General features: G+C 67.1%; 21 protein-coding genes. 5 read left to right on the top strand and 16 right to left on the bottom strand.

Annotation, left to right across the window (positions count from 1 at the left end; genetic code table 11):
* Nucleotides 1-7 precede the first annotated feature (7 nt).
* From AB2M62_RS10275 to miaA, 5 genes are all read right to left on the bottom strand, one after another.
* Entirely contained in the window at nt 8-613 is a 606-nt protein-coding gene (locus AB2M62_RS10275; RefSeq protein ID WP_404333457.1) for a YceI family protein, read from the bottom strand.
* Between the two features lie 234 nt (nt 614-847).
* Complete coding sequence (ilvC, locus tag AB2M62_RS10270) at nt 848-1,867, bottom strand: ketol-acid reductoisomerase (protein ID WP_404333455.1); 1,020 nt, start codon at nt 1,865-1,867, stop codon at nt 848-850.
* Nucleotides 1,868-1,981: 114 nt separating this feature from the next.
* Nucleotides 1,982-2,497 (bottom strand): acetolactate synthase small subunit, encoded by a 516-nt coding sequence (ilvN, locus tag AB2M62_RS10265; RefSeq protein WP_404333453.1) that lies wholly within the window; start codon nt 2,495-2,497, stop codon nt 1,982-1,984.
* A 4-nt stretch (nt 2,498-2,501) separates the two neighbouring features.
* Nucleotides 2,502-4,247: an acetolactate synthase 3 large subunit gene (locus AB2M62_RS10260; protein ID WP_404333451.1), complete on the bottom strand. Its 1,746-nt coding sequence runs from the start codon at nt 4,245-4,247 to the stop codon at nt 2,502-2,504.
* Nucleotides 4,248-4,325: 78 nt separating this feature from the next.
* A complete protein-coding gene (miaA, locus tag AB2M62_RS10255; protein ID WP_404339896.1) occupies nt 4,326-5,264 on the bottom strand; it encodes a tRNA (adenosine(37)-N6)-dimethylallyltransferase MiaA in 939 nt (312 codons plus the stop codon).
* Between miaA and serB the strand changes: the two genes are divergently transcribed.
* On the top strand, nt 5,263-6,141 hold the full coding sequence (gene serB / locus AB2M62_RS10250) for a phosphoserine phosphatase SerB (protein WP_404333449.1): 879 nt from the start codon (nt 5,263-5,265) through the stop codon (nt 6,139-6,141). The two genes, miaA and serB, sit on opposite strands and share 2 nt — an antisense overlap.
* A gap of 4 nt (nt 6,142-6,145) precedes the next feature.
* On the opposite strand, the gene AB2M62_RS10245 is transcribed toward serB, so the two are convergent.
* The 5 genes from AB2M62_RS10245 to AB2M62_RS10225 all read right to left on the bottom strand — a co-directional run bounded on the left by AB2M62_RS10245 (nt 6,146) and on the right by AB2M62_RS10225 (nt 10,547).
* Nucleotides 6,146-6,958 (bottom strand): APH(3') family aminoglycoside O-phosphotransferase, encoded by an 813-nt coding sequence (locus AB2M62_RS10245; protein WP_404333447.1) that lies wholly within the window; start codon nt 6,956-6,958, stop codon nt 6,146-6,148.
* 25 nt (nt 6,959-6,983) lie between these two features.
* Nucleotides 6,984-7,418: a VOC family protein gene (locus tag AB2M62_RS10240; RefSeq protein WP_404333445.1), complete on the bottom strand. Its 435-nt coding sequence runs from the start codon at nt 7,416-7,418 to the stop codon at nt 6,984-6,986.
* 58 nt (nt 7,419-7,476) lie between these two features.
* Nucleotides 7,477-8,256: a TSUP family transporter gene (locus AB2M62_RS10235; protein WP_404333443.1), complete on the bottom strand. Its 780-nt coding sequence runs from the start codon at nt 8,254-8,256 to the stop codon at nt 7,477-7,479.
* A gap of 499 nt (nt 8,257-8,755) precedes the next feature.
* Nucleotides 8,756-9,592, bottom strand: coding sequence for a MipA/OmpV family protein (locus tag AB2M62_RS10230; RefSeq protein ID WP_404333441.1), 837 nt, complete (start codon nt 9,590-9,592; stop codon nt 8,756-8,758).
* 46 nt (nt 9,593-9,638) lie between these two features.
* Nucleotides 9,639-10,547, bottom strand: a complete 909-nt coding sequence (locus tag AB2M62_RS10225) for an SPOR domain-containing protein (protein WP_404333439.1) — start codon at nt 10,545-10,547, stop codon at nt 9,639-9,641.
* A 176-nt stretch (nt 10,548-10,723) separates the two neighbouring features.
* Here AB2M62_RS10225 and AB2M62_RS10220 point away from each other — a divergent pair, with 176 nt between their 5' ends.
* Genes AB2M62_RS10220 through AB2M62_RS10210 form a run of 3 tightly spaced genes read left to right on the top strand, consistent with a single transcriptional unit; the run spans nt 10,724 to nt 13,404 of the window.
* Nucleotides 10,724-11,440 carry an AAA family ATPase gene (locus tag AB2M62_RS10220; protein WP_404333437.1) on the top strand — a complete coding sequence of 239 codons (717 nt, stop codon included), beginning with the start codon at nt 10,724-10,726 and terminating at the stop codon, nt 11,438-11,440.
* A gap of 13 nt (nt 11,441-11,453) precedes the next feature.
* Entirely contained in the window at nt 11,454-12,035 is a 582-nt protein-coding gene (locus AB2M62_RS10215; protein ID WP_404339894.1) for a hypothetical protein, read from the top strand.
* Entirely contained in the window at nt 12,028-13,404 is a 1,377-nt protein-coding gene (locus AB2M62_RS10210) for a tetratricopeptide repeat protein (protein WP_404333436.1), read from the top strand. The genes AB2M62_RS10215 and AB2M62_RS10210 overlap by 8 nt, the downstream gene beginning before the upstream one ends.
* Before the next feature lie 57 nt (nt 13,405-13,461).
* Here the strand turns inward: AB2M62_RS10210 and AB2M62_RS10205 are convergent, their stop codons facing one another.
* Together AB2M62_RS10205 and AB2M62_RS10200 are read right to left on the bottom strand one after the other, a co-directional pair.
* Nucleotides 13,462-13,770, bottom strand: a complete 309-nt coding sequence (locus tag AB2M62_RS10205) for a transcriptional regulator (RefSeq protein ID WP_404333434.1) — start codon at nt 13,768-13,770, stop codon at nt 13,462-13,464.
* A complete protein-coding gene (locus AB2M62_RS10200) occupies nt 13,767-14,081 on the bottom strand; it encodes a hypothetical protein (protein WP_404333432.1) in 315 nt (104 codons plus the stop codon). The genes AB2M62_RS10205 and AB2M62_RS10200 overlap by 4 nt, the downstream gene beginning before the upstream one ends.
* Before the next feature lie 291 nt (nt 14,082-14,372).
* Here AB2M62_RS10200 and AB2M62_RS10195 point away from each other — a divergent pair, with 291 nt between their 5' ends.
* The gene (locus AB2M62_RS10195; RefSeq protein WP_404333430.1) at nt 14,373-15,125 is read left to right on the top strand and encodes a CPBP family intramembrane glutamic endopeptidase; all 753 of its coding nucleotides are present in this window, start codon (nt 14,373-14,375) and stop codon (nt 15,123-15,125) included.
* Here the strand turns inward: AB2M62_RS10195 and AB2M62_RS10190 are convergent.
* The 4 genes from AB2M62_RS10190 to AB2M62_RS10175 are packed head-to-tail and all read right to left on the bottom strand — an operon-like array spanning nt 15,122 to nt 18,956.
* Nucleotides 15,122-16,342 (bottom strand): dihydroorotase, encoded by a 1,221-nt coding sequence (locus tag AB2M62_RS10190; RefSeq protein ID WP_404333429.1) that lies wholly within the window; start codon nt 16,340-16,342, stop codon nt 15,122-15,124. The genes AB2M62_RS10195 and AB2M62_RS10190 overlap by 4 nt on opposite strands.
* Nucleotides 16,339-17,328 carry an aspartate carbamoyltransferase catalytic subunit gene (locus AB2M62_RS10185; RefSeq protein WP_404333428.1) on the bottom strand — a complete coding sequence of 330 codons (990 nt, stop codon included), beginning with the start codon at nt 17,326-17,328 and terminating at the stop codon, nt 16,339-16,341. The genes AB2M62_RS10190 and AB2M62_RS10185 overlap by 4 nt, the downstream gene beginning before the upstream one ends.
* 47 nt (nt 17,329-17,375) lie before the next feature.
* Nucleotides 17,376-17,837: a Holliday junction resolvase RuvX gene (gene ruvX, locus AB2M62_RS10180; protein WP_404333427.1), complete on the bottom strand. Its 462-nt coding sequence runs from the start codon at nt 17,835-17,837 to the stop codon at nt 17,376-17,378.
* A gap of 9 nt (nt 17,838-17,846) precedes the next feature.
* On the bottom strand, nt 17,847-18,956 hold the full coding sequence (locus AB2M62_RS10175) for a DUF3089 domain-containing protein (RefSeq protein ID WP_404333426.1): 1,110 nt from the start codon (nt 18,954-18,956) through the stop codon (nt 17,847-17,849).
* Nucleotides 18,957-19,054: the final 98 nt, after the last annotated feature.

Here is a 19,054-nt window from a genome sequence, read left to right as displayed (position 1 = left end):
AGGCTTTTTACTGCGCGGTGAACGCCGCGTTGATCTGGATCGCGACCTCGTCCGAGACGACCGGCACGTATTTGGCCATGCCGAAATCGGTGCGCTTGATCGTGGTGCTCGCGGCAAAGCCGAAATTGAGCTTCTTGCTCATCGGATTGTCGCCGGCGCCGACGAAGCGCGCGTCGAGTACGACAGGCTTGGTGACGCCGTGCAGCGTGAGGTTGCCGGTGATCTTCGCGCGGCTGCCGGTGACGGCCACGCCAGTGGAGACGAAGCGGATCGTCGGGAATTGCGCGGCGTCGAAGAAGTCCGGGGTGGCAAGATGCGCGTCGAGCGCCTTGACCGTGGTGACGATGCCGCTGGCGGGGATGGTCACGTCGAGCTTGGCGAGGTTGGGGTGCTTGGGATCGATCGCCAGCGTGCCGGTGGTGCCGCCGGCCTGGCCGGTGAACTGGCTGAAGCCGAAGTGATTGACGGTGAAGCCGACCTGAGTGTGGCCACTATCGACGGCATAGGTGCCCGCGGCGATGCGGGCCGCGACGGGCTGGCCGGGAAGGGTCGGGATTTGCTGGGCGGCGAGCGGGGTGGCGGCAAGCAGGGCAACGGCAATAAGAACGCGCATATCGTCTCCGATCTGGGGAAGAGGCGCTCTCTTGGCGGTTATGCTGCGCGTGCGAAATCGCGAAGCTGGGAACCCATCGTTTCCGACCGTGGCAAAAAAAAAGCCCTCTCCCGCCTGCGGGAGAGGGTTGGGTGCGGGTGTGTGCGGCAAGCGGTTTATTCGCGGCGAGCACCCACACCCTGCCACGCGTTGCTCGGCTCCCCCTCTCCCGCAGGCGGGAGAGGGGAGGGCGCGTCAGTTCTTTTCCTTGTCCACCAGCTTGTTGGCGCCGATCCACGGCATCATCGCGCGCAGCTCGCTGCCGACCTCTTCGATCTGGTGACGCTTGGCCGCGATGCGGCTGGCCTTTAGTTCAGGCTGGCCGGCGCGGTTGTCGAGCACGAAGTCTTTCACGAAGCGGCCCGACTGGATGTCGGCCAGCACGCGCTTCATTTCCTTCTTGGTCTCTTCGGTGATGATCCGCGGGCCGGTCTTGATGTCGCCATACTCGGCGGTGTTCGAGATCGAGTAGCGCATGTTGGCGATGCCGCCTTCATACATCAGGTCGACGATCAGCTTCAGCTCATGCAGGCACTCGAAATAGGCCATTTCCGGTGCGTAGCCGGCCTCGACCAGCGTCTCGAACCCGGCCTGGACCAGCGCGGTGGCGCCGCCGCACAGCACGGCCTGCTCGCCGAACAGATCGGTCTCGCATTCCTCGCGGAAATTCGTCTCGATGATGCCCGAACGGCCGCCGCCGACGCCGCTGGCATAGGCCAGCGCCACGTCATGCGCGTTGCCGCTGGCGTCCTGATGGATCGCGATCAGGCAGGGCACGCCGCCGCCGCGCACATATTCGCTGCGCACGGTGTGACCCGGGCCCTTGGGGGCGATCATGATCACGTCGATGTCCTTGGGCGGCTCGATCAGGCCGAAATGGACGTTGAGGCCGTGCGCAAAGGCAAGCGCGGCGCCGGGCTTGAGATTGCCCTTGAGATCGGCCTCATAGATTGCCGCCTGGTGCTCGTCGGGCGCGAGGATCATCAGGATGTCGGCCCAGCCGGCGGCTTCCTTGTTGCTCAGCACCTTGAAGCCGGCGTCTTCCGCCTTCTTCGCCGAAGCCGAGCCTGGGCGCAGCGCGATCGCGACATTCTTGACGCCGCTGTCGCGCAAATTCTGCGCATGGGCGTGGCCCTGCGAGCCATAGCCGAGAATGGCGATGTTCTTCCCCGAGATCAGATTCAGGTCGGCGTCGCGATCGTAATAGACTTTCATTTCTCTTCCTTTCCGATCGTCATCCCCGCGAAGGCGGGGACCCATCTCCTACCGGCTCGGCGCGCGGCACGGTTCGGAGATGGGCCCCCGCCTCCGCGGGGGTGACGGCTAAAATTAAACGGCTTCCCTGCCGCGCGAGATCGCGACGACACCGGTGCGTGCGACTTCGACCAGGCCAAGCTCGCGCATCAGTTCAACGAACTTGTCGAGCTTTTCCGAGCCGCCGGTGACTTCGAACACGAAGCTCGAGATCGTCGCGTCGACAACGCGCGCCCGGTAAACCTCGGCAAGGCGCAACGCCTCGATCCGATGGTCGCCGGTGCCCGCGACCTTCACCAGCGCGAGCTCGCGCTCGACATGCGGGCCGCTGACGGTGAGATCGACCACCTTGTGCACGGGCACAAGGCGCTCGAGCTGGGCGATGATCTGCTCCATCACCGGCGCCGAGGCCGACGTTACGATGGTGATGCGACTAATTCGATTGTCCTCGGTGATCTCCGAGACGGTCAGGCTTTCGATATTATAGCCACGCGCGGTGAACAGGCCCGCGATCCGGGCGAGGATGCCGGGTTCGTTATCGACCAAGACGGCGAGCGTATGCCGCTCTTGCAGCTCTTCCTTGATGTGCATGGGATCAGACCAGTGCCTTGGCTTCGTCGTCCATTTCGCCGGAAACCTCGGCGGCCTGGAGGAGCATTTCGGTGTGCGCGGCGCCCGATGGGATCATCGGGAAGCAGTTGGCGAGCTTGGCGACGCGGCAATCGACGATCACCGGGCCGTCATGTGCGAGCATCGCCTGGATGCCGTCGTCGAGCTCGCCCAGCTTGTCGATCCTAATGCCCTTCCAGCCATAGGCTTCGCCCAGCTTGACGAAGTCGGGGAGCGCGTCGCTATAGCTCTCCGAATAGCGCGACTGGTAGGTCAGCTCCTGCCACTGGCGGACCATCCCCATATATTCGTTGTTGAGGATGAAGATCTTGACCGGCAGGCGATATTGGGTCGCGGTCGCCAGCTCCTGGATGTTCATCTGGATCGAGGCTTCGCCGGCGATGTCGATCACCAGCGCGTCGGGATTGCCCAGTTGCGCGCCGATCGCGGCGGGCAGGCCATAGCCCATCGTGCCGAGACCGCCCGAGGTGAGCCACTTGTTGGGATCCTCGAAGTCGAAATGCTGGGCCGCCCACATCTGATGCTGGCCGACTTCGGTGGTGATGATCGGATTGCGGTCCTTGGTCGCGGCATGCAGCGCACGGATCGCGCGCTGCGGCATGATCGCATCGCCGCTCTCGGCGAAATCGAGGCATTTGGTCTGGCGCCAGCCATTGATCCGGCCCCACCATTCGGTGAGGTCGGGCTTGGGATGCTGGCGCGCCTTCCACGTATCGATCATCGCGCGCAGCGCCTTGCCGACATCGGCGATGATCGGCAGGTCGACCCGGACGTTCTTGTTCACGCTCGACCGGTCGATATCGACATGGACCTTGGCGCTGTTGGGCGCGAAGGCGTCGAGCCGGCCGGTGACGCGATCGTCGAAGCGCGAACCGAGCGCGAAGATCAGGTCCGCCTTGTTCATCGCCCAATTGGCTTCATAGGTGCCGTGCATGCCCAGCATGCCGAGCCACTGGTCCGACGAGGCCGGGAAGGCGCCCAGGCCCATCAGCGTCGAGGTCACCGCCGCCCCGGTGAGATCGGCCAGCTCGCGCAGCAGCGCCGAAGCCTCGGGCCCCGAATTGATGATGCCGCCGCCGGTGTAGAAGACCGGCCGCTCCGCCGCGGCGAGCATGTCGACCGCGCGCTCGATCAGCGCCATGTCGGGCTCGGTCTGCGGGCGATAGGTCTTGTGCGCGATCGGGCCCGGCGCCGAATAGCGGGCGGTGGCGACCTGCACGTCCTTGGGGATGTCGACCACCACCGGGCCGGGGCGGCCCGACGTCGCGATGTGGAACGCCTCATGGATGATGTTGCCCAGCGTCTCGGGCGCCTTCACCAGGTAATTATGCTTGGTGCAGTGGCGCGTGATGCCGACGGTATCGGCCTCCTGGAACGCGTCGGTGCCGATCAGCGCGGTGGGGACCTGGCCGGTGATGACGACCATCGGGATCGAATCCATCAGCGCGTCGGTGATCCCGGTAACGGCGTTGGTCGCGCCCGGGCCCGAAGTGACCAGCACGACGCCGGGCTTGCCGGTCGAGCGGGCATAGCCTTCGGCGGCATGGGTCGCTGCCTGTTCGTGGCGCACAAGAATATGTTTGATGCGATCCTGCTTGAACAGTGCATCATAAATCGGAAGCACCGCACCACCAGGATAGCCGAAGATGACCTCCACACCGAGGTCGGTCAGCGCCTCGATCAGAATGTCCGCTCCGCTTTTCTCGGTCACCGGTACGCTCCTTTATGCTGCAGTGCGACGCACCACGGGAATGGCGCTGCTAGCCGCACGAAAACTACGCGTCAAGCACTATATAGGCAATTTCGTTTCAAATATCGACATTAAACTGTTTTTTTCTGTCTCGGCGGTGCGCTGCCAGTCGGGCGGGGGCTGACGGCGGAACCAGGTATATTGGCGCTTGGCATATTGCCGCGTCGCCAGCGTACCGGCCGCCTGCGCCTCGGCAAGCCCGGTCTCGCCGGCGAGCAGCGCACGCGTCTCGGGCAGCCCGATCGCGCGGAGCAGCGGCGCATCGGCGGGGATGTCGGTCCGCGCAAGCAACGCGGCGGCCTCTTCGCGGCCGGCCTCGAGCATCTCGCCGAAGCGACGCTCGATCCGTTCGCCAAGCCAGTCGCGATCGGGGAGCAGGATCAGCGCGGCGAGCGCCACGTCCTCGCCGATCCCGCCGAGGCGGCGCGATTGCCAGTCGGCGAGCGGCGTTCCGGTCGAGCGGACGACTTCGAGCGCGCGGGCGACGCGGGTGGTGTCGCTGGGATTGAGGCGTGCGGCGGCCTCGGGATCGGCGTCCGCGAGCGCGACATGCGCCTCGGCAACCGGCATCGCGCGGACGGCACGCCGGACCTCGGGATCGATCTCGGGAACCGGCGCGATGCCGTCGATCAGCGTGCGCAGATAGAGGCCGGTGCCGCCGACGAGGATGGGGAGGCGGTTCTCCTGATGTGCCTCGGCGATCGCGGCGCGCGCATCCGCTGCCCAGCGCGCCGCCGAATAGGCCTCGGCGCCGTCGACATGACCGAACAGGCGATGGGGGACGCGGCGTTCCTCGGCGACCGTGGGGCGGGCGGTGAGCACGCGCAGATCGGCATAGACCTGCATCGAGTCGGCGTTGATCACGGTCCCCCGGTGCTTCTCCGCAAGTGCCAGTGCGAGAGCGGACTTGCCGCTCGCGGTCGGCCCTGCGATGAGCGCCACGCTCGGGCGCTCCGAGATTTTGGCAGGGATATCCATGTTCATCGCGACGCTTGTAGCAGACGGACTTTCCGCAGGGCAGCTTTCAGAAGCGGGCGATCGCCTGGCGGGCGTCGATTGCGCGCCGGGGGCGTGGCATTGGCTCGATGAAGGCGCGGCGGCGGACCTGCTGTTCGTGTCGCACCCCCAGTCGGCGCGCGGCGTACTCGAAGGCGCGTTCCCGTTCTGCGACGTGATCGTCCAGCCCGCCGAGGGGCGCGCCAAGACGCTGCTCGTCGCCGACATGGATTCGACGATGATCACCGTCGAGTGCATCGACGAGCTTGCCGACTATGCCGGGATCAAGCCGCAGATCGCTGACGTGACCGAGCGCGCGATGCGCGGCGAGCTCGATTTCGCATCGGCGCTCGATGCGCGGGTGGCGCTGCTCGCAGGACTCGAGGAAAGCGCGATCGACCGCTGCCTGGCCGAGCGGGTCAAGCTGATGCCCGGCGCCAAGGCGCTGGTCCGCACGATGCGCGCCCGCGGCGCCACGACGATCCTGGTCTCGGGCGGCTTCACGCGCTTCGCCGAGCCGGTGGGCGCCGAGATCGGCTTCGACCGCGTCATCGCCAACCGGCTCGAGATCGCCGACGCCAGGCTGACCGGCACCGTCACCAAGCCGATCGTCGACAGCGCGACCAAGGAGACGACCCTGCTCGGCGCGCTCGCCGAACTGGGGCTTGATGCCGCCGCGTCGATGGCCGTGGGCGATGGCGCCAACGACCTGGCGATGATCCGCAAGGCCGGGCTCGGCGTCGCCTATCACGCCAAGCCGATCGTCGCGGCGGCGGCGGGCGCGCGGATCGATCATGGCGATCTCACCGCGCTGCTCTATGCCCAGGGCCTGCCGCGGCGCGAGTGGGTTCTGGATTGACCGACTAGAAACACTCGTCGAGCAGCAAGTGGAATTCGAGCCGTGCACGATCGGGCGCGGCGATGCCATAGCAGCGGAACAGCTCGGCCTGGAGGTCGGTGCCGAATTCGCCCAGGCAATTCCACAGCAAGGCAAGGTCCTGGTAGCGATCGGCGATGCCGGCGCGGCCGACATCGATCAGCCCGGTGACGCGGCCGTCCTCGACCAGGATGTTGTCGAGCGAGAAATCACCATGGGTGACCACCGGCTCGGTAGTGAGCGGGAGCAGCGCGGCCATCGCATCCCAGACCTGCTCGGGTGTCCAGCCGGTGCGGCAATCGTCGAAATCCTCTGCGTCGATCTCGCCGGTATGAAGGCGGCGATGCGCCTCGGCGAGGCGGAGCGGATGCGCGCTGTTGAAAGGGCAATGCTCGGCGGGCAGCGCGTGGAGGCGGCGCAAGGTCGCGGCGAGGTCGTGAACGAGTTCGATGCCGCGATCGGGATGGGCGTCGAGCCACTCCCAGGCAGTGCAGCCGGGCATTGCGCGCATCAGCAGCCAGGCGGCGTCGCCGGTCGCGACGAAATGCTCGACCCTGGGCACCGCCAGTGCACCGGAAAGCCAGCGCAGCCGCACCATCTCGTCGGTCACCGCCCGGGCGATCGCGCCGACGCCGTGCTTGAGATAGAGATCGGGCGCGCCGCTGCGGTGGAGCCGATAGACGCCGGCGCCTGCTTCGCCCACGAGGTTGCGGATCCACTCATATCCCTGCAACCGCTCGGCGAGCGCGGGGGGAAGCGGTGGGGGAACTGCAGGGCTTTCGCGCGTCATGCCCGGCACGATAGCGCGATTGGCCGGGCCTTTGTCAGCCCCCGAAAGTGAGCGTCACCGAATCGCTGCTCCGCGTTGCCGCGCCGTGGTGCACCGCTTCGATATTGTTGCCGGCGGGATCGAGCAGGAACGCGGCATAATAGCCGGGATGATAGGGACGCTCGCCAGGCGCGCCATTGTCCGTGCCGCCTGCGGCCAGCCCGGCGCGGTAGAAGGCCTCGACCATCGCACGGTCCTTGGCCTGGAAGGCGAGGTGGTGGCGGCCGGTAAGCGCACCCTGCGCGGCGTCGCTCGCGGCGGTGGACACGAACAATTCGTCCGCCCAGAAATAGTCGTCGGCACCGCCGCCCAGGGGGATACCAAGCACGTCTAAAACGGCTTCGTAGAAGCGTCGGTTGGCGGGAAGGTCGGCGACGACCAGGTGGACATGGTCGATCAGGCGGCCACGGTGCAGTTGCTGGGTTTCCATCGGACCTCCTCCTGTTAACGTGCGGCATGAACGCGGGAGCGGGCCATGCGATGCCTGCTCACAGCCCGATCCACAGGCGCAGCGGATTGGCCGGGTTCATCAGCAGATTGGCAGTAAGCGCGAGCGACATCACCACCAGCAGCGGGCGCACGCCCCGTCCGCCGAAGCGCATTGCGGCGAGCGCGCCGAGTTGGTTGCCGAGGATCGAGCCCGCCGCCATCGCAAAGCCGAGCGTCCACAGCACCTTGCCGCTGGCGACCAGCACCGCGAGCCCGGCGAGGTTGCTCGCGAAGTTGAAGAATTTGGCATGCGCAATCGCGCGGACCATGCCGAGTCCGGCGAGTCCGACCAGCGCCGCCGTGAAGAACGATCCGGTGCCGGGGCCGAAGAACCCATCGTAAAAGCCGATCGCCGCGAGCAGCTGCGCAAGCCCGGCGGGGGCGAGGCGGGCGTGCCGGTCGTCCTCGCCCATCTTGGGCGCGACGAGAAAATAGATCGCCATCGCGATGAGCAGCGCCGGCACGAAGCCCGAGAGAAAGGCCGAATTGATCGACTGGAGGACGAACGCGCCAAGCGCCGCGCCGGCCAATACGCAGGCGGCAGGCACGCCGAAGCGGCGGAAGTCGATATGGCCCTTGCGCGCGAAGGCGAGGAAGGCGCCGCCGGTCCCGAAGCAACTCTGCAGCTTGTTGGTGCCGAGCGCATAGACCGGCGGGATGCCGCTCGCGAGCAGCGCGGGGATGGTGAGCAGCCCGCCGCCGCCCGCCATCGCATCGATGAAGCCGGCGACCAGCGCGACCAGGGCGAGCATGGCGATGAGTTCGGGGGTGATGTGCATCCGCCTTCCTTAGCGCGGGCGACGCTCGGGCCAAGGCTTCGGGTCGGTCTGCTTGCCACTGTCCTACAGCCCGGCTTTTGTGCCAGGATTGCAGCCTGCTCTTTGAAATCGTGGGTAGCGTGTCGGGAGGCAATCTAACGGTTGCGGCAACGCTCGCAAAAACCATGCGATCCGAGTCAAGAATGACAATCGCCCTTTCAAGCAATCATCGCGGCCATCCGCGCAAATGGCGGCGATAAAACATTCTATTGGCTTGATCGAAACCCAACCAAAGGGTTGGGAAGCGGCTAGCAAGCGGATGGGCGTGCCGGTCCGGATGCTGGAAGGTGACCGGACGGTCCCTTAGCCGGCGTCGCCCGCCCAAAACCCCGCATATCGTGTCAGGAACGTCAACCGACCGATGGTTGAACTCTGGTTAAGTGTCTGGAATAAAGAGATTTAAGGCAATTCTGCCGAACCAACCAAAAGGTTGGCTTCGGCAGCGGCAAGAACGAACGTTTTATCGCACGCCCTTGCCGAAGGTGAAGGTGAGTGCGCCGCCGCCCGAGAGCTGGTTGCGCGAGCCGATGGTGCGGATGATCGGGGAGTCGGCGGCATCGCCGATCAGCCGGTCATATTTGGCATAGGCATAGACGCCCCAGCGCGGTGTGAATTGATAGAGCGCGGTTGCGCTCGCGCCGACGGCGTGGACACCGCCGTCCGGATCGTAGGTGGCAAGGCCGGTGCGCGCCGCGGCCGCCGCGTTCACGCCGAAATAGGCGTCCTGAAACTTGCTGTCGGACAGCGCGACGCGGGGCCCAAGCGAGACGAGCCATTTGTCGCCGTGGCGCGCGACATAGTCGAAGCCGAGATTGCTGATCAGCCCGCCATGGCCATTGACGCCCTGCCGGACTTCGCCATGCACGCGCAGGCCCCGCCCGAGCCAGAATTCGGCCATGCCGCCCAGCTCCACGGTGGTGCCGACCTCGTCGACGGCCAGGCCGGTCTCCTTGCGTCGACGGCTGCCCTCGAAATTGGCGGCGGGGCCGATCTTGAGGCCGCCGAGATGGATCAGGGGGATGCCGAAGCTCTCGTCGGCGGCTTCGAACCTGAACGGCTCGTCGCCGCGCGTCATCGAGAGATCGAACAGCGGCGTCACCCGCACGTCGTCGGAGCCCGGGAAGCGCGGTGTGAGCTGGGGCCCGAGTGCGACGCGATAGCGCCGCGGGGGTTTGCTCTCGCCCTGATCCGCCGAGGCCGACGAATCGACGGCCGCGGAGTCGCTTTGGGCAAAGGCGTGCGGAGCGAGAAGCAGGCACGCGACGGCGAGAAGGGGTGTCCCCAGCGTTCGGATCATCGCGCTAAAACGCGCGTCGCGCGCTTTTGTTGCGCGCGGGCAACGACTAGCGTGCGACCGGCACGCAGGGTTTGACCGCGGAGCATGCCGCGGCGGCTTCGCTGCGCGAGGCATAGGGCCCGACGAGCAGCTTGGTCAGGCTGCCGGCCTTCACATAATAGGGCTGGCGGCCGGGAAAGCGCCCGCCGACCTGGCCCCAGAGTTTACGGGCATTGCCGGCATCGCCGAACGCGCCGAGCTGGACGCGCCAGCCGCCGTCGCGCGCCGCCGGCGCAGGGCGGGCGGCAGCGGGCGCAGCAAGCGGCGGGCGCGATGCCGGTCGCGGATCGGGGCGGGAGGGTCCTGGATTGGCTGCGACTACCGGCGGCAGCGCCGGGCCGCCACGGGCGAGGTCCTGCTCATATTTGCGGGCGAGCGTCTGGCCCTGCTGGCGATCGGGCAGGGGGATATACTGATCCATCTGCGCCAGCGCCTTGGACGCGGCATCGAGACCCGATTGCGACGCGCGGATGGTCAGCGCATAGGCGCGGGGCCAGTCCTTGCGCACCCCGTCGCCGTTGAACAGCATGATGCCCAGAATATATTGCGCGCGGGCATCGCCGCGGGCGACGGCGCGCTCGAGCCAGGGTGCCGCATCGGGGCGCTTGCCGTTCTCGAACAGCGCCAGGCCGTAATTCGCCTCGGCCTGCTCATGGCCCTGCAGTGCCGCCTTGCGATACCATTGCTCGGCGAGCCCCGGATCCTTGGGGACGCCGCGGCCCAGCTTATAGGCCTGACCGAGGTTGAACTGGGCGTCGGCATTGCCGCGCTCGGCCGGCGCGCGCCACTGCGACACGGCGACCTTATAGTCGCCGCGCTCATAGGCCTCGACCCCGGTCTTGACCGGGTCTTCCTGTGCACGGACCGGCGCTGCGAACAGCGTGAGGCCCGCGACAGCGACAAGCAGCGACTTCATTTCCAAAAACTCCACGCCCCCGAACAGAGGGGATAAATGCCAGTTAAGTCAGGATTGGCAAAGATATCCTTATCGCGGCGCGAACCATAGGGATTCGCGCAGGACGCGGCGTTAACCGCTTCTTATCGACCCGCATGGCATCCCGGCATCGTAATTACCGAAAGGTCGAGGGGTTCATGCGCGTTCTGGCGATGGCATCGCAGAAGGGCGGGTCGGGTAAGACTACGCTGTCCGGGCACCTGGCGGTGCAGGCACAGCTGGCTGGCCACGGTCCGGTCGTTCTCATCGATATCGATCCGCAAGGGTCGCTGTCCGACTGGTGGAACGAACGTTCGACCGAGTTTCCGGCATTCGCGCAGACCACGGTCGCGCGGCTCGCTTCGGATCTCGAGATTTTGCGCCAGCAGGGCTTTAAGCTCGCGGTGATCGATACCCCGCCGGCGATCACCATGGCGATCCAGAGCGTCATCCAGGTCGCCGAGCTGATCGTGATCCCGACGCGCCCGAGCCCGCACGATCTGCGCGCCGTCGGCGCCACGGTCGACCTGTGCGAGCGCGCCGGCAAGCCGTTGATCTTCGTGGTCAACGCCGCGACGCCCAAGGCGCGGATCACCTCGGAAGCCGCCGTCGCGCTGTCGCAGCACGGCACGGTCGCCCCGATCACGCTCCACCACCGAACCGATTTCGCCGCCTCGATGATCGACGGGCGCACGGTCATGGAAGTCGATCCGAAGGGCAAATCGGCGAGCGAGGTTGTCGCGCTCTGGACCTATATCAGCGACCGGCTCGAGAAGAATTTCCGTCGGACGGTGTTCAGCGCTCCCGCAGCGGCGGCGAGCCATTTCGGTGCTCCGCGCCAGGCGGCAGGCTTCGGCCGCCGCGTCGTCAGCTGAGGAGGGACCGATGATCGGCAACTCCAAGCCTCTCGCCTCGCTTTCCTCGGGCTTGCTGGCGCGCAAGGGCCAGGCACGGCCGGCGATGCGCCCGCAGGGTTTCGTCGGCATGACTGCCGGCGCCAGTCTAGACGATCTCGGCTGGAACGACATGGGCGAAGCCGCCCACGCCCAGCAGTTCGTGCCGGCCCCGTCGCCGGTGATCGCGCCGGTGGAAGACATGGGCTCGCTGCTCGCGACCAAGCCCGCAGTGTTGCGCCAGCGCGAAGTGCTCGACGAGCAGATCGCCCGCGTGGAACCCGAACCCGTCGCGGAAGTGGCGCCCCAACCGGCTCCGGTATCCACTCCGGTGGTCACGGCGCTGCCCGAACACGCGCTCAAGCGTGTCGTGGCGCAAGTCGCCGCCAAGAAATCGAAGGCAGCGTTCACGCTGCGCCTCGATCCCGAGCGCCATCTCAAGCTGCGTCTCGCCTCGGCGGTGACCGGCCGTTCGGCGCAGCAGATCGTCACCACGGCGCTCGACGCCTTTCTCGAATCGATCGGGGAAGTCGACGCACTCGCGCGCCAGATCGCCACGGCGAAGGACAATGGGTAACATCATGAACGCCACCACGCTCAAGATCGGCCTTTCGGCGCTCGCGCTTGCGGGCCTCGCCGTTACCGGCGCCACCCACGGACTGGGGCTCTCGGCTTTTGCCGCGGCGGCGCCGAACGCCAAGAAGGCGGCAACCGAAGCCAAGGCGGCACGCAAGGCGCTGGCCAAGCGCGACGGCGACAAGGCCGTGGCGCATGCCGAACTGGCAGTCGCTAACGATCCCAGCAACGCCGAGTTTCGCGCGCTGCTGGGCCAGGCCTATCTGCTCGCCGGCCGCTTCGCCTCGGCGAGCCAGGCGCTGAGCGATGCATTGACGCTCAACCCCGAGGACGGCCGCGTCGCGCTCAACCTCGCGCTCGTCAAGGTGGCGCAAGGCGACTGGGCCGGTGCGCGCGCCATGCTCCAGACGCATGCCGATCAGATCCCGGCGAGCGATCGCGGGCTTGCCTTCGCGCTGGCCGGCGACCCGGTTGCAGCGGTCGAAATTCTGAGCCCGGCGTCGCGCGAAGCCGAAGCGACGGTGAAAACGCGCCAGAATCTCGCCCTTGCCCTTGCGCTTGCTGGCCGCTGGAAGGAAGCCAGTGGGATCGCGGCGATGGACGTCGCCCCGGACCAGCTCCAGGCCCGCCTCAACGAATGGGCGGCCTTTGCCCGCCCGACCAACGCCTATGATCAGGTCGCGACGCTGCTCGGCGTGACGCCGGTGCAGGATGCCGGCCAGCCGGTCGCGCTGGCGCTCTCGCAGCAGCCGAGCGTCGCCGTGGCCGCTGTCGCAGCGCCGGCGCCGGTCGATGCCTATATGCCGGGAACCGGCGCCGATCTGCCTGCTGCCGCGCCGGTCGCGGTCGCCGAAGCCGCGCCTGCCGCTGCTCCGCAACAGGTCGCCGAAGCCGCTCCGGTGCTGCAGCAGGTTGCCGGCACCGGCCCGCAGGTCCTGTTCGGTCCGCGCGCCGAAGTGCTCCAGACTGTCGCCGCAGCGCCCGCGCCCGCGCGCGCCGTTGCCAAGCCGGTGAAAGTTGTCGTTGCAGCGCCCGCCCGCGTCGCCAAAGCCGCGCCGGTGTCGCTCGCCAAGGGCAATTACTTCGTCCAGCTCGGCGCCTATGACAACGCCGCGGTCGCGCGCGACGCCTGGTCGCGCCACGCACGCCGGGTGCCCGCGCTTGCTGCCAGCGCGCCGCAGGGCGCCAGCGTCACCACCAAGGCAGGCAATTTCTATCGTCTTTCGGTCGGCGGCTTCGCGCGCAATGACGCCGTTTCGCTGTGCCGCCAGGTCAAGGCGAGCGGTAGCCCGTGCTTCGTGCGCGTGCAGGCTGGCGATGCGGTTGCGGCCTGGGTCAAGGGCGGAGGCGCACAGGTCGCTGCGCGTTAAGCTACTAGAAGAATTACGGGGAGGGGAGGCCGGGGCGGCGACGCTCCGGCCTTTCTGCTACTCGGGCGCCTTGAAGGTCGATGCCGCAAGCTCCGTAAGCGCGCGGACATGCGCCTGGAAGGCGCGCGCGCCGGCCTTGGTGAGCGACAGCCAGGTGCGCTGGCGCGACGCGAGCGTTGCCTTGCGGACGCGGACATAACCGGCCTCTTCAAGCTGCTTCACATGCTTCGACAGCACCGAATTGCTGACCCCGGTCTCCTCGCGGACCAGAGCGAATTCGGCTTCGTCGGTGGCCGAGAGCAACGCGCAGACCTGGAGTCGCAGCGGCGCGTGGATCACCGGATCGAGCTCGGCGGCGCTGCTCACAGCTTTGCCATTTCGCGGCGCCAGATCCGGTCCCATGTCGCGCTGGCGATCGCCGCGACGACGCCCAGGACGACCCCGCACGCGACTGGCGCCCACGGCGTGCGCTCGCGCAAGGTCACCGCGACGATAACCGCAATCGTAAACGCGACGAGCAGCGCCAGCGTGACCGGCAGCGTCGCACCGGCGCGATAGCCGCTGACCGACAGCCCCGATTGCCTCCGCCAAATCGCGTAGAGGCCGAGCACCCATAGCAGCGATACTACCGTGCCAAGGATCACCCAGCCACCCGGCAGCGCCAGGCTCGCGATCATCGCACCGCACCCGATACCATAGCCTGGCGCATACCAAGCTGGAGTTCGGGCGCGAGCCGCGAGTCTGCCGCGTGTTGCAGCTGCAAGGGCAAGCGCTTCGTCGGGCGCCATCGGTGCGTCGTCTTCCATGGCGGAAAGTTAGCTTGGCTTTCCAATCTGTCAACAGGAGGACGTCGGCACACGAACGGCTTAAGCCTTTTTGATCGCGCCGACATGACGCCCCCAAAACTGTCACTTGACGAATCGGAAAGAGACTATCAGTTTCCATGTTGGAAAATGAAAGGATGAACGATGACGACGATATGGCTGGTGGCGGTGCTTGCGGGGCTGTTTGCCTGGGTACGCTATGACCAGCGCCAATATGCGCGGTTCAAGGCAGCCGAGACGAGCGCGGTGCGGCAGGGCTATTATTGGCGCTGGACGCTGCATAGCTTCGTCGTGCTGGCAGGTGGAGCGCTGGTGACGTTGGTGCTGCTCGGACGCACAGGCGCGGTGTTCGGGCTGCCGCACGAATTCCAGGCGCTGGCGTCGCAACTGGCAGATCCGCAATCGCGCGAGTCGATATCGGCGGACAAGGTTGGCGGCATGATGGGCGGCGCAGTATTCGGTTTGGCTGCGCTGATGCTGATCCAGTATTTGCGGGTGCGCAAGTTGGCGACGCCGGTGGTCGGCGATATCGAGCCGCTGATGACCCGCAACGCCCGCGAGGGCTGGGCCGCGCTGCCGCTGTGCATCAACGCCGGCTTTTCCGAGGAGCTGTTCTTCCGGCTCGCGCTGCCGCTGCTGATCCTGGATGTCACCGGTTCGATCGGCGTGGCGCTGGCCGGCTCGCTCGTCATCTTCGGGCTGATGCACGCTTATCAGGGCTGGAAGGGCGTCCTGGGCACCGCAGTGGTCGGCGCATTTATCACGCTGGTCTATCTGCGCAGCGGCTCGCTGCTCCGCCCGATGGTAATGCACGCATTAATCGACATGATTGCGCTGATCGTTCGTCCCGCCGCAGCGCGTTGGCTGGGGCAGCGCCGACGGCTGGCAGTCGCCTAACGGACCGGCGTGCCGCCCTTAAACAGTTCGATCACCTTGCCCTGCACGGGCAGGCGATCGAATGGGGTGTTGCCGGCGCGTGCCGCCATGCGGGTCGAATTGATCACCCAAGGCGCCTCGGGATCGAGCACGACGAGATCGGCGGGCTTGCCTGGCGCGAGCGTGCCGGTGTCAAGCCCGAGAATCCTGGCGGGGTTCGCTGCGAGCAGCCCGAACAGCCGCTCGATCGGCAGTAGTTCATCGCGGACCAGCCCGAGCGACAGCGCCAGCAGCGTGCCGGCGCCCGACATGCCGGGCTCTGCATCGGTGAAGGGGAGGCGCTTGGCCTCGGGGCCCCGCGGATCATGGCCCGAAGCGATGACGTCGACGGTGCCGTCGCGGACAGCGGCGCGCGCGGCCTGGCGGTCGTCCTCGCTCCGCAAGGGAGGCGAGAGGCGGGCGAAGGTGCGGAAGTCGCTGGTCGCGATGTCCGAGAGCAGCAGGTGGGCGGGGGTTATCCCGCAAGTGACGCGCACGCCGCGGCGCTTGGCTGCGCGGATCAGGTCGAATCCCGCGGCGGTCGTGACCTGGCGGAAATGGATACGCGCGCCGGTTTCCTCGGCGAGCATCAGATCGCGCGCGATCGCGAGCGCCTCGGCCATCGCCGGTGCAGCGGGCAGGCCCATCCGAGTCGCGGTTTCGCCCTCGGTCGCGACGGCGCCGTCGGCAAGTCCGCCATCCTCGGCATGGACGACAACGACGAGGTCGAGATCGTTGGCATAGGCTAAGACCTTGCGCATCGTTCCCGAGGAAGGGATCCAGCGTCGCCCGGTGGCGACAGCGCGAGCACCGGCCGAGGCGTTGAGTGCCATCTCGCCGAGATCCTCGCCAAGCAGGCCCCGCGTCGCGGCGGCGAGCGGGTGGACCCAGAGTGCAGGCTTGCCGGAAAGCGCGGCGCGCCGGACGATGCCGGGATCGTCCAGCACGGGCGATTGATCTGGCATCAGCCCGACGCGGGCGATGCCGCCGGCGCGGCACGCCTTGCGGTCGACCGCAAACACGCCGAGATCGATCAGCGCAGGCGCAAGCGTCTTGCCCTTGAGGTCGATCTGCGTGGCGTCCGCGGGGGTTTCGAAGCTGCCGATGGCGGCGATCGTCTCGCCGTCGATCAGCAAGTCGCCGGTGGTGACGCCGCCTGCGGGGCAGACGAGCTGCGCGTTCAGAAAAATGGTCTTCATGCCCAGCCCTCCACGCCGCGCTCGGCGCGAGTCAGCACGTCGAGACAGGCCATGCGCACGGCGACTCCCATCTCCACCTGCTCGGTAATCGCGCTGCGCTCGGGATGGTCTGCGACCGAGGATTCGATCTCGACGCCGCGATTCATCGGGCCGGGATGCATCACCAGTGCGTCGGGCTTGGCGCGGGCGAGGCGCTCGGGGGTAAGGCCGTAGCGCAAGTGGAATTCGCGGGTGGAGGGGATGTAGCCCCCGGCCATCCGCTCGTTCTGGACGCGCAGCATCATCACCACGTCGGCGCCTTCGAGCGCCTCGTCGAAATCGGTGAAGGGCGTGACGAACATCCGCTCGATCGCCGGCGGCATCAGCGTCGAGGGCGCGACAACGCGGACCTCGGCGGCAAGCGCGGTCAATGCCAACATGTTCGAGCGAGCGACGCGGCTGTGGAGGATGTCGCCGCAAATCACCACGCGCTGCCCGGCAACGCGGCCGCGGCGGCGCCGGATGGTCAGCGCGTCGAGCAGCGCCTGGGTGGGATGCTCGTGCCAGCCGTCACCGGCGTTGAGCACCGGGCAATCCACCTTCTGTGCGATCAGGTCGACCGCGCCTGAGCTCATATGGCGGATGACGATCACGTCAGCGCGCATCGCGTTGAGCGTCACGGCGGTGTCGATCAGCGTCTCGCCTTTCTTCACCGAGCTTTGCGCAGCGTGCATGTTGACCACGTCGGCGCCCAGCCGCTTGCCCGCGATCTCGAACGACAGCAGCGTCCGCGTCGAATTCTCGAAGAAGGCATTGATCTGGGTGAGCCCCTCCAGCCTCTTGTCGCTCTTCGCGCGACTGCGGTTCGCCTCGACCCATTGCTCGGCTTCGTCGAGCAGGAAGACGATCTCGTGCGGCTGGAGCCCGGCGATGCCGGTCAGGTGCCGGTGCGGGAAGGCGGCGCGGCCAGGAAGCTGCGCCGCGGGACTGTGATCGGAGGGTTGCATTAAAGCTGCGGCCTAAACCGCGACGCGCGGGGAGGCAAGGGCGCGCGTCAGGCGTTTACCAGTGCGTCGATCGCGGCCTGGAGGATGTGGGCGGCCGCCATATTGTCGATCATCTCGGCGCGGCGGGCGCGGCTGAAATCCTGTTCGATCAGCGTGCGCTCGACGGCGACGGTCGACCAGCGCTCGTCCCACAGCAGGATCGGCAGGCCCATGTCGTCGCAATTGCGGGCGAAGGCTCGGGTCGATTGGGTGCGGGGGCTGTCGGTGCCATCGAGGTTGAGCGGCAGGCCGGTGACGATGCCCTTCACCTGTTGCCTGGCGATGATCTCGACCAGCGCGGCCTTGTCCTTGGTGAACTTGCTGCGCCGGACGAGCTGCGCCGGGCTCGCGAAGCTCCACCCGGCGTCGCAAAGCGCGGTGCCGATCGTCTTGGTGCCGACGTCGAGCCCGATCAGGCGGCCGCCTGCGGGGAGCGCGGCGCGAAAATCGGCGGGGACGGTGGTGATCACCGCGCGGCCTTAGCGGCGCTGGTCGAACGCCGCCAGCCTGCGCTCGGCATCGCGGCGTACATTGGCCCAGAACAGGCTGTAGTCGAACACGTGATAGTTGTTTCCGGGCAGCACATATTGCCCGAAATCGGGTGGGGAGGCACCGATCGACAGGATGCCGCGCCCGGTGCAGCGCGCGCCGACGCGCCCGATCGCGAGCGCCGCCGACTGGAAGTTGGCCTCCGGAATCAGCGTGCCGAGATTGGCCTGCGCCGGCGCCGAATTGTCGGGCTTGCCGGTGATCGGATTGGTGCAGACCATTGCCGTGCCCGCGCGCGGCTTGCCGGTGAAGCCTGTCGTCGCGTCGAAGGTATCGACGATCAGCGCCGGGTCGGCCGGCTCGGCAAAGCTCTGCCAGGAGAGGATGCAGCCTGCTTCGTCGGGGCGGGTGCAGGCGGGCAGGCCCATCTTGGGCAGATCGGCGGTCGCCGAGATCGGCCAGCCGACGACATAGGCGGCGACTACGCGGTCGGCGAGCGGGGTGCCCGCGATCCGATCGACGAGCAGCCTTGAGAGGTGGAGCGCACCTTGGCTGTGCCCGGCCAGGATGATCGGCCGGTCGCCTGCCTGCGCCACGAACTGGTCGAACGCGGCGACCACGTCGCGATAGGCGAAGTCAAGCGCCTGCTGCGCCTGCACCTTGCTGGTGAGGAATGCGCCGAAGGTCGCCTGGCGATAGCGCGGCGCCCAGATCGCCCCGACCGAATTGAACGCGCTTGCTTGGCCACGCAGGAACAGCGCGGCGCGGGCATTGGCGTCGGCATTGTCGAGCGGTGCATTCCAGGTCTTGGTGTCGAGAAATGACGTCGGGTGAAGGAAGAACACTGCGGCTTCGGGCTTTGCTGCGGGCTCGTACCCCGCCGGCGTCCACAGCGCGGGATTGCCCGGCTTGTCGGGCCGCGCGATCCACATGTCGGCGCGTGCATAGGCCCGGGCATCGGGCGGCGGCAGCGTGGCGACATTGCCCGAAGGCACCATGAACTGGCGCATCAGCTGGATGCCATAAAAGCGATAGGCAAAGGCGGCAGCGAGCGCGAGCACGATCAGGACAGCGAAGACATAGAGGAACTTCCTGGCCAAGCCTCACTCCATCATGCGGCGCAAAACGGGCGCCGTTGTAATCGGGGTTGGTGGCCCACGCTCGCTGAGGATGCAACCGCGTTGACGCGACGCTACCG

The organism is Sphingomonas sp. MMS12-HWE2-04 (assembly GCF_044881185.1).
GTDB lineage: Bacteria > Pseudomonadota > Alphaproteobacteria > Sphingomonadales > Sphingomonadaceae > Sphingomonas.
Note: the sequence above shows the minus strand (reverse complement) of the source record. Positions and strands in the feature narration are given on the sequence as shown.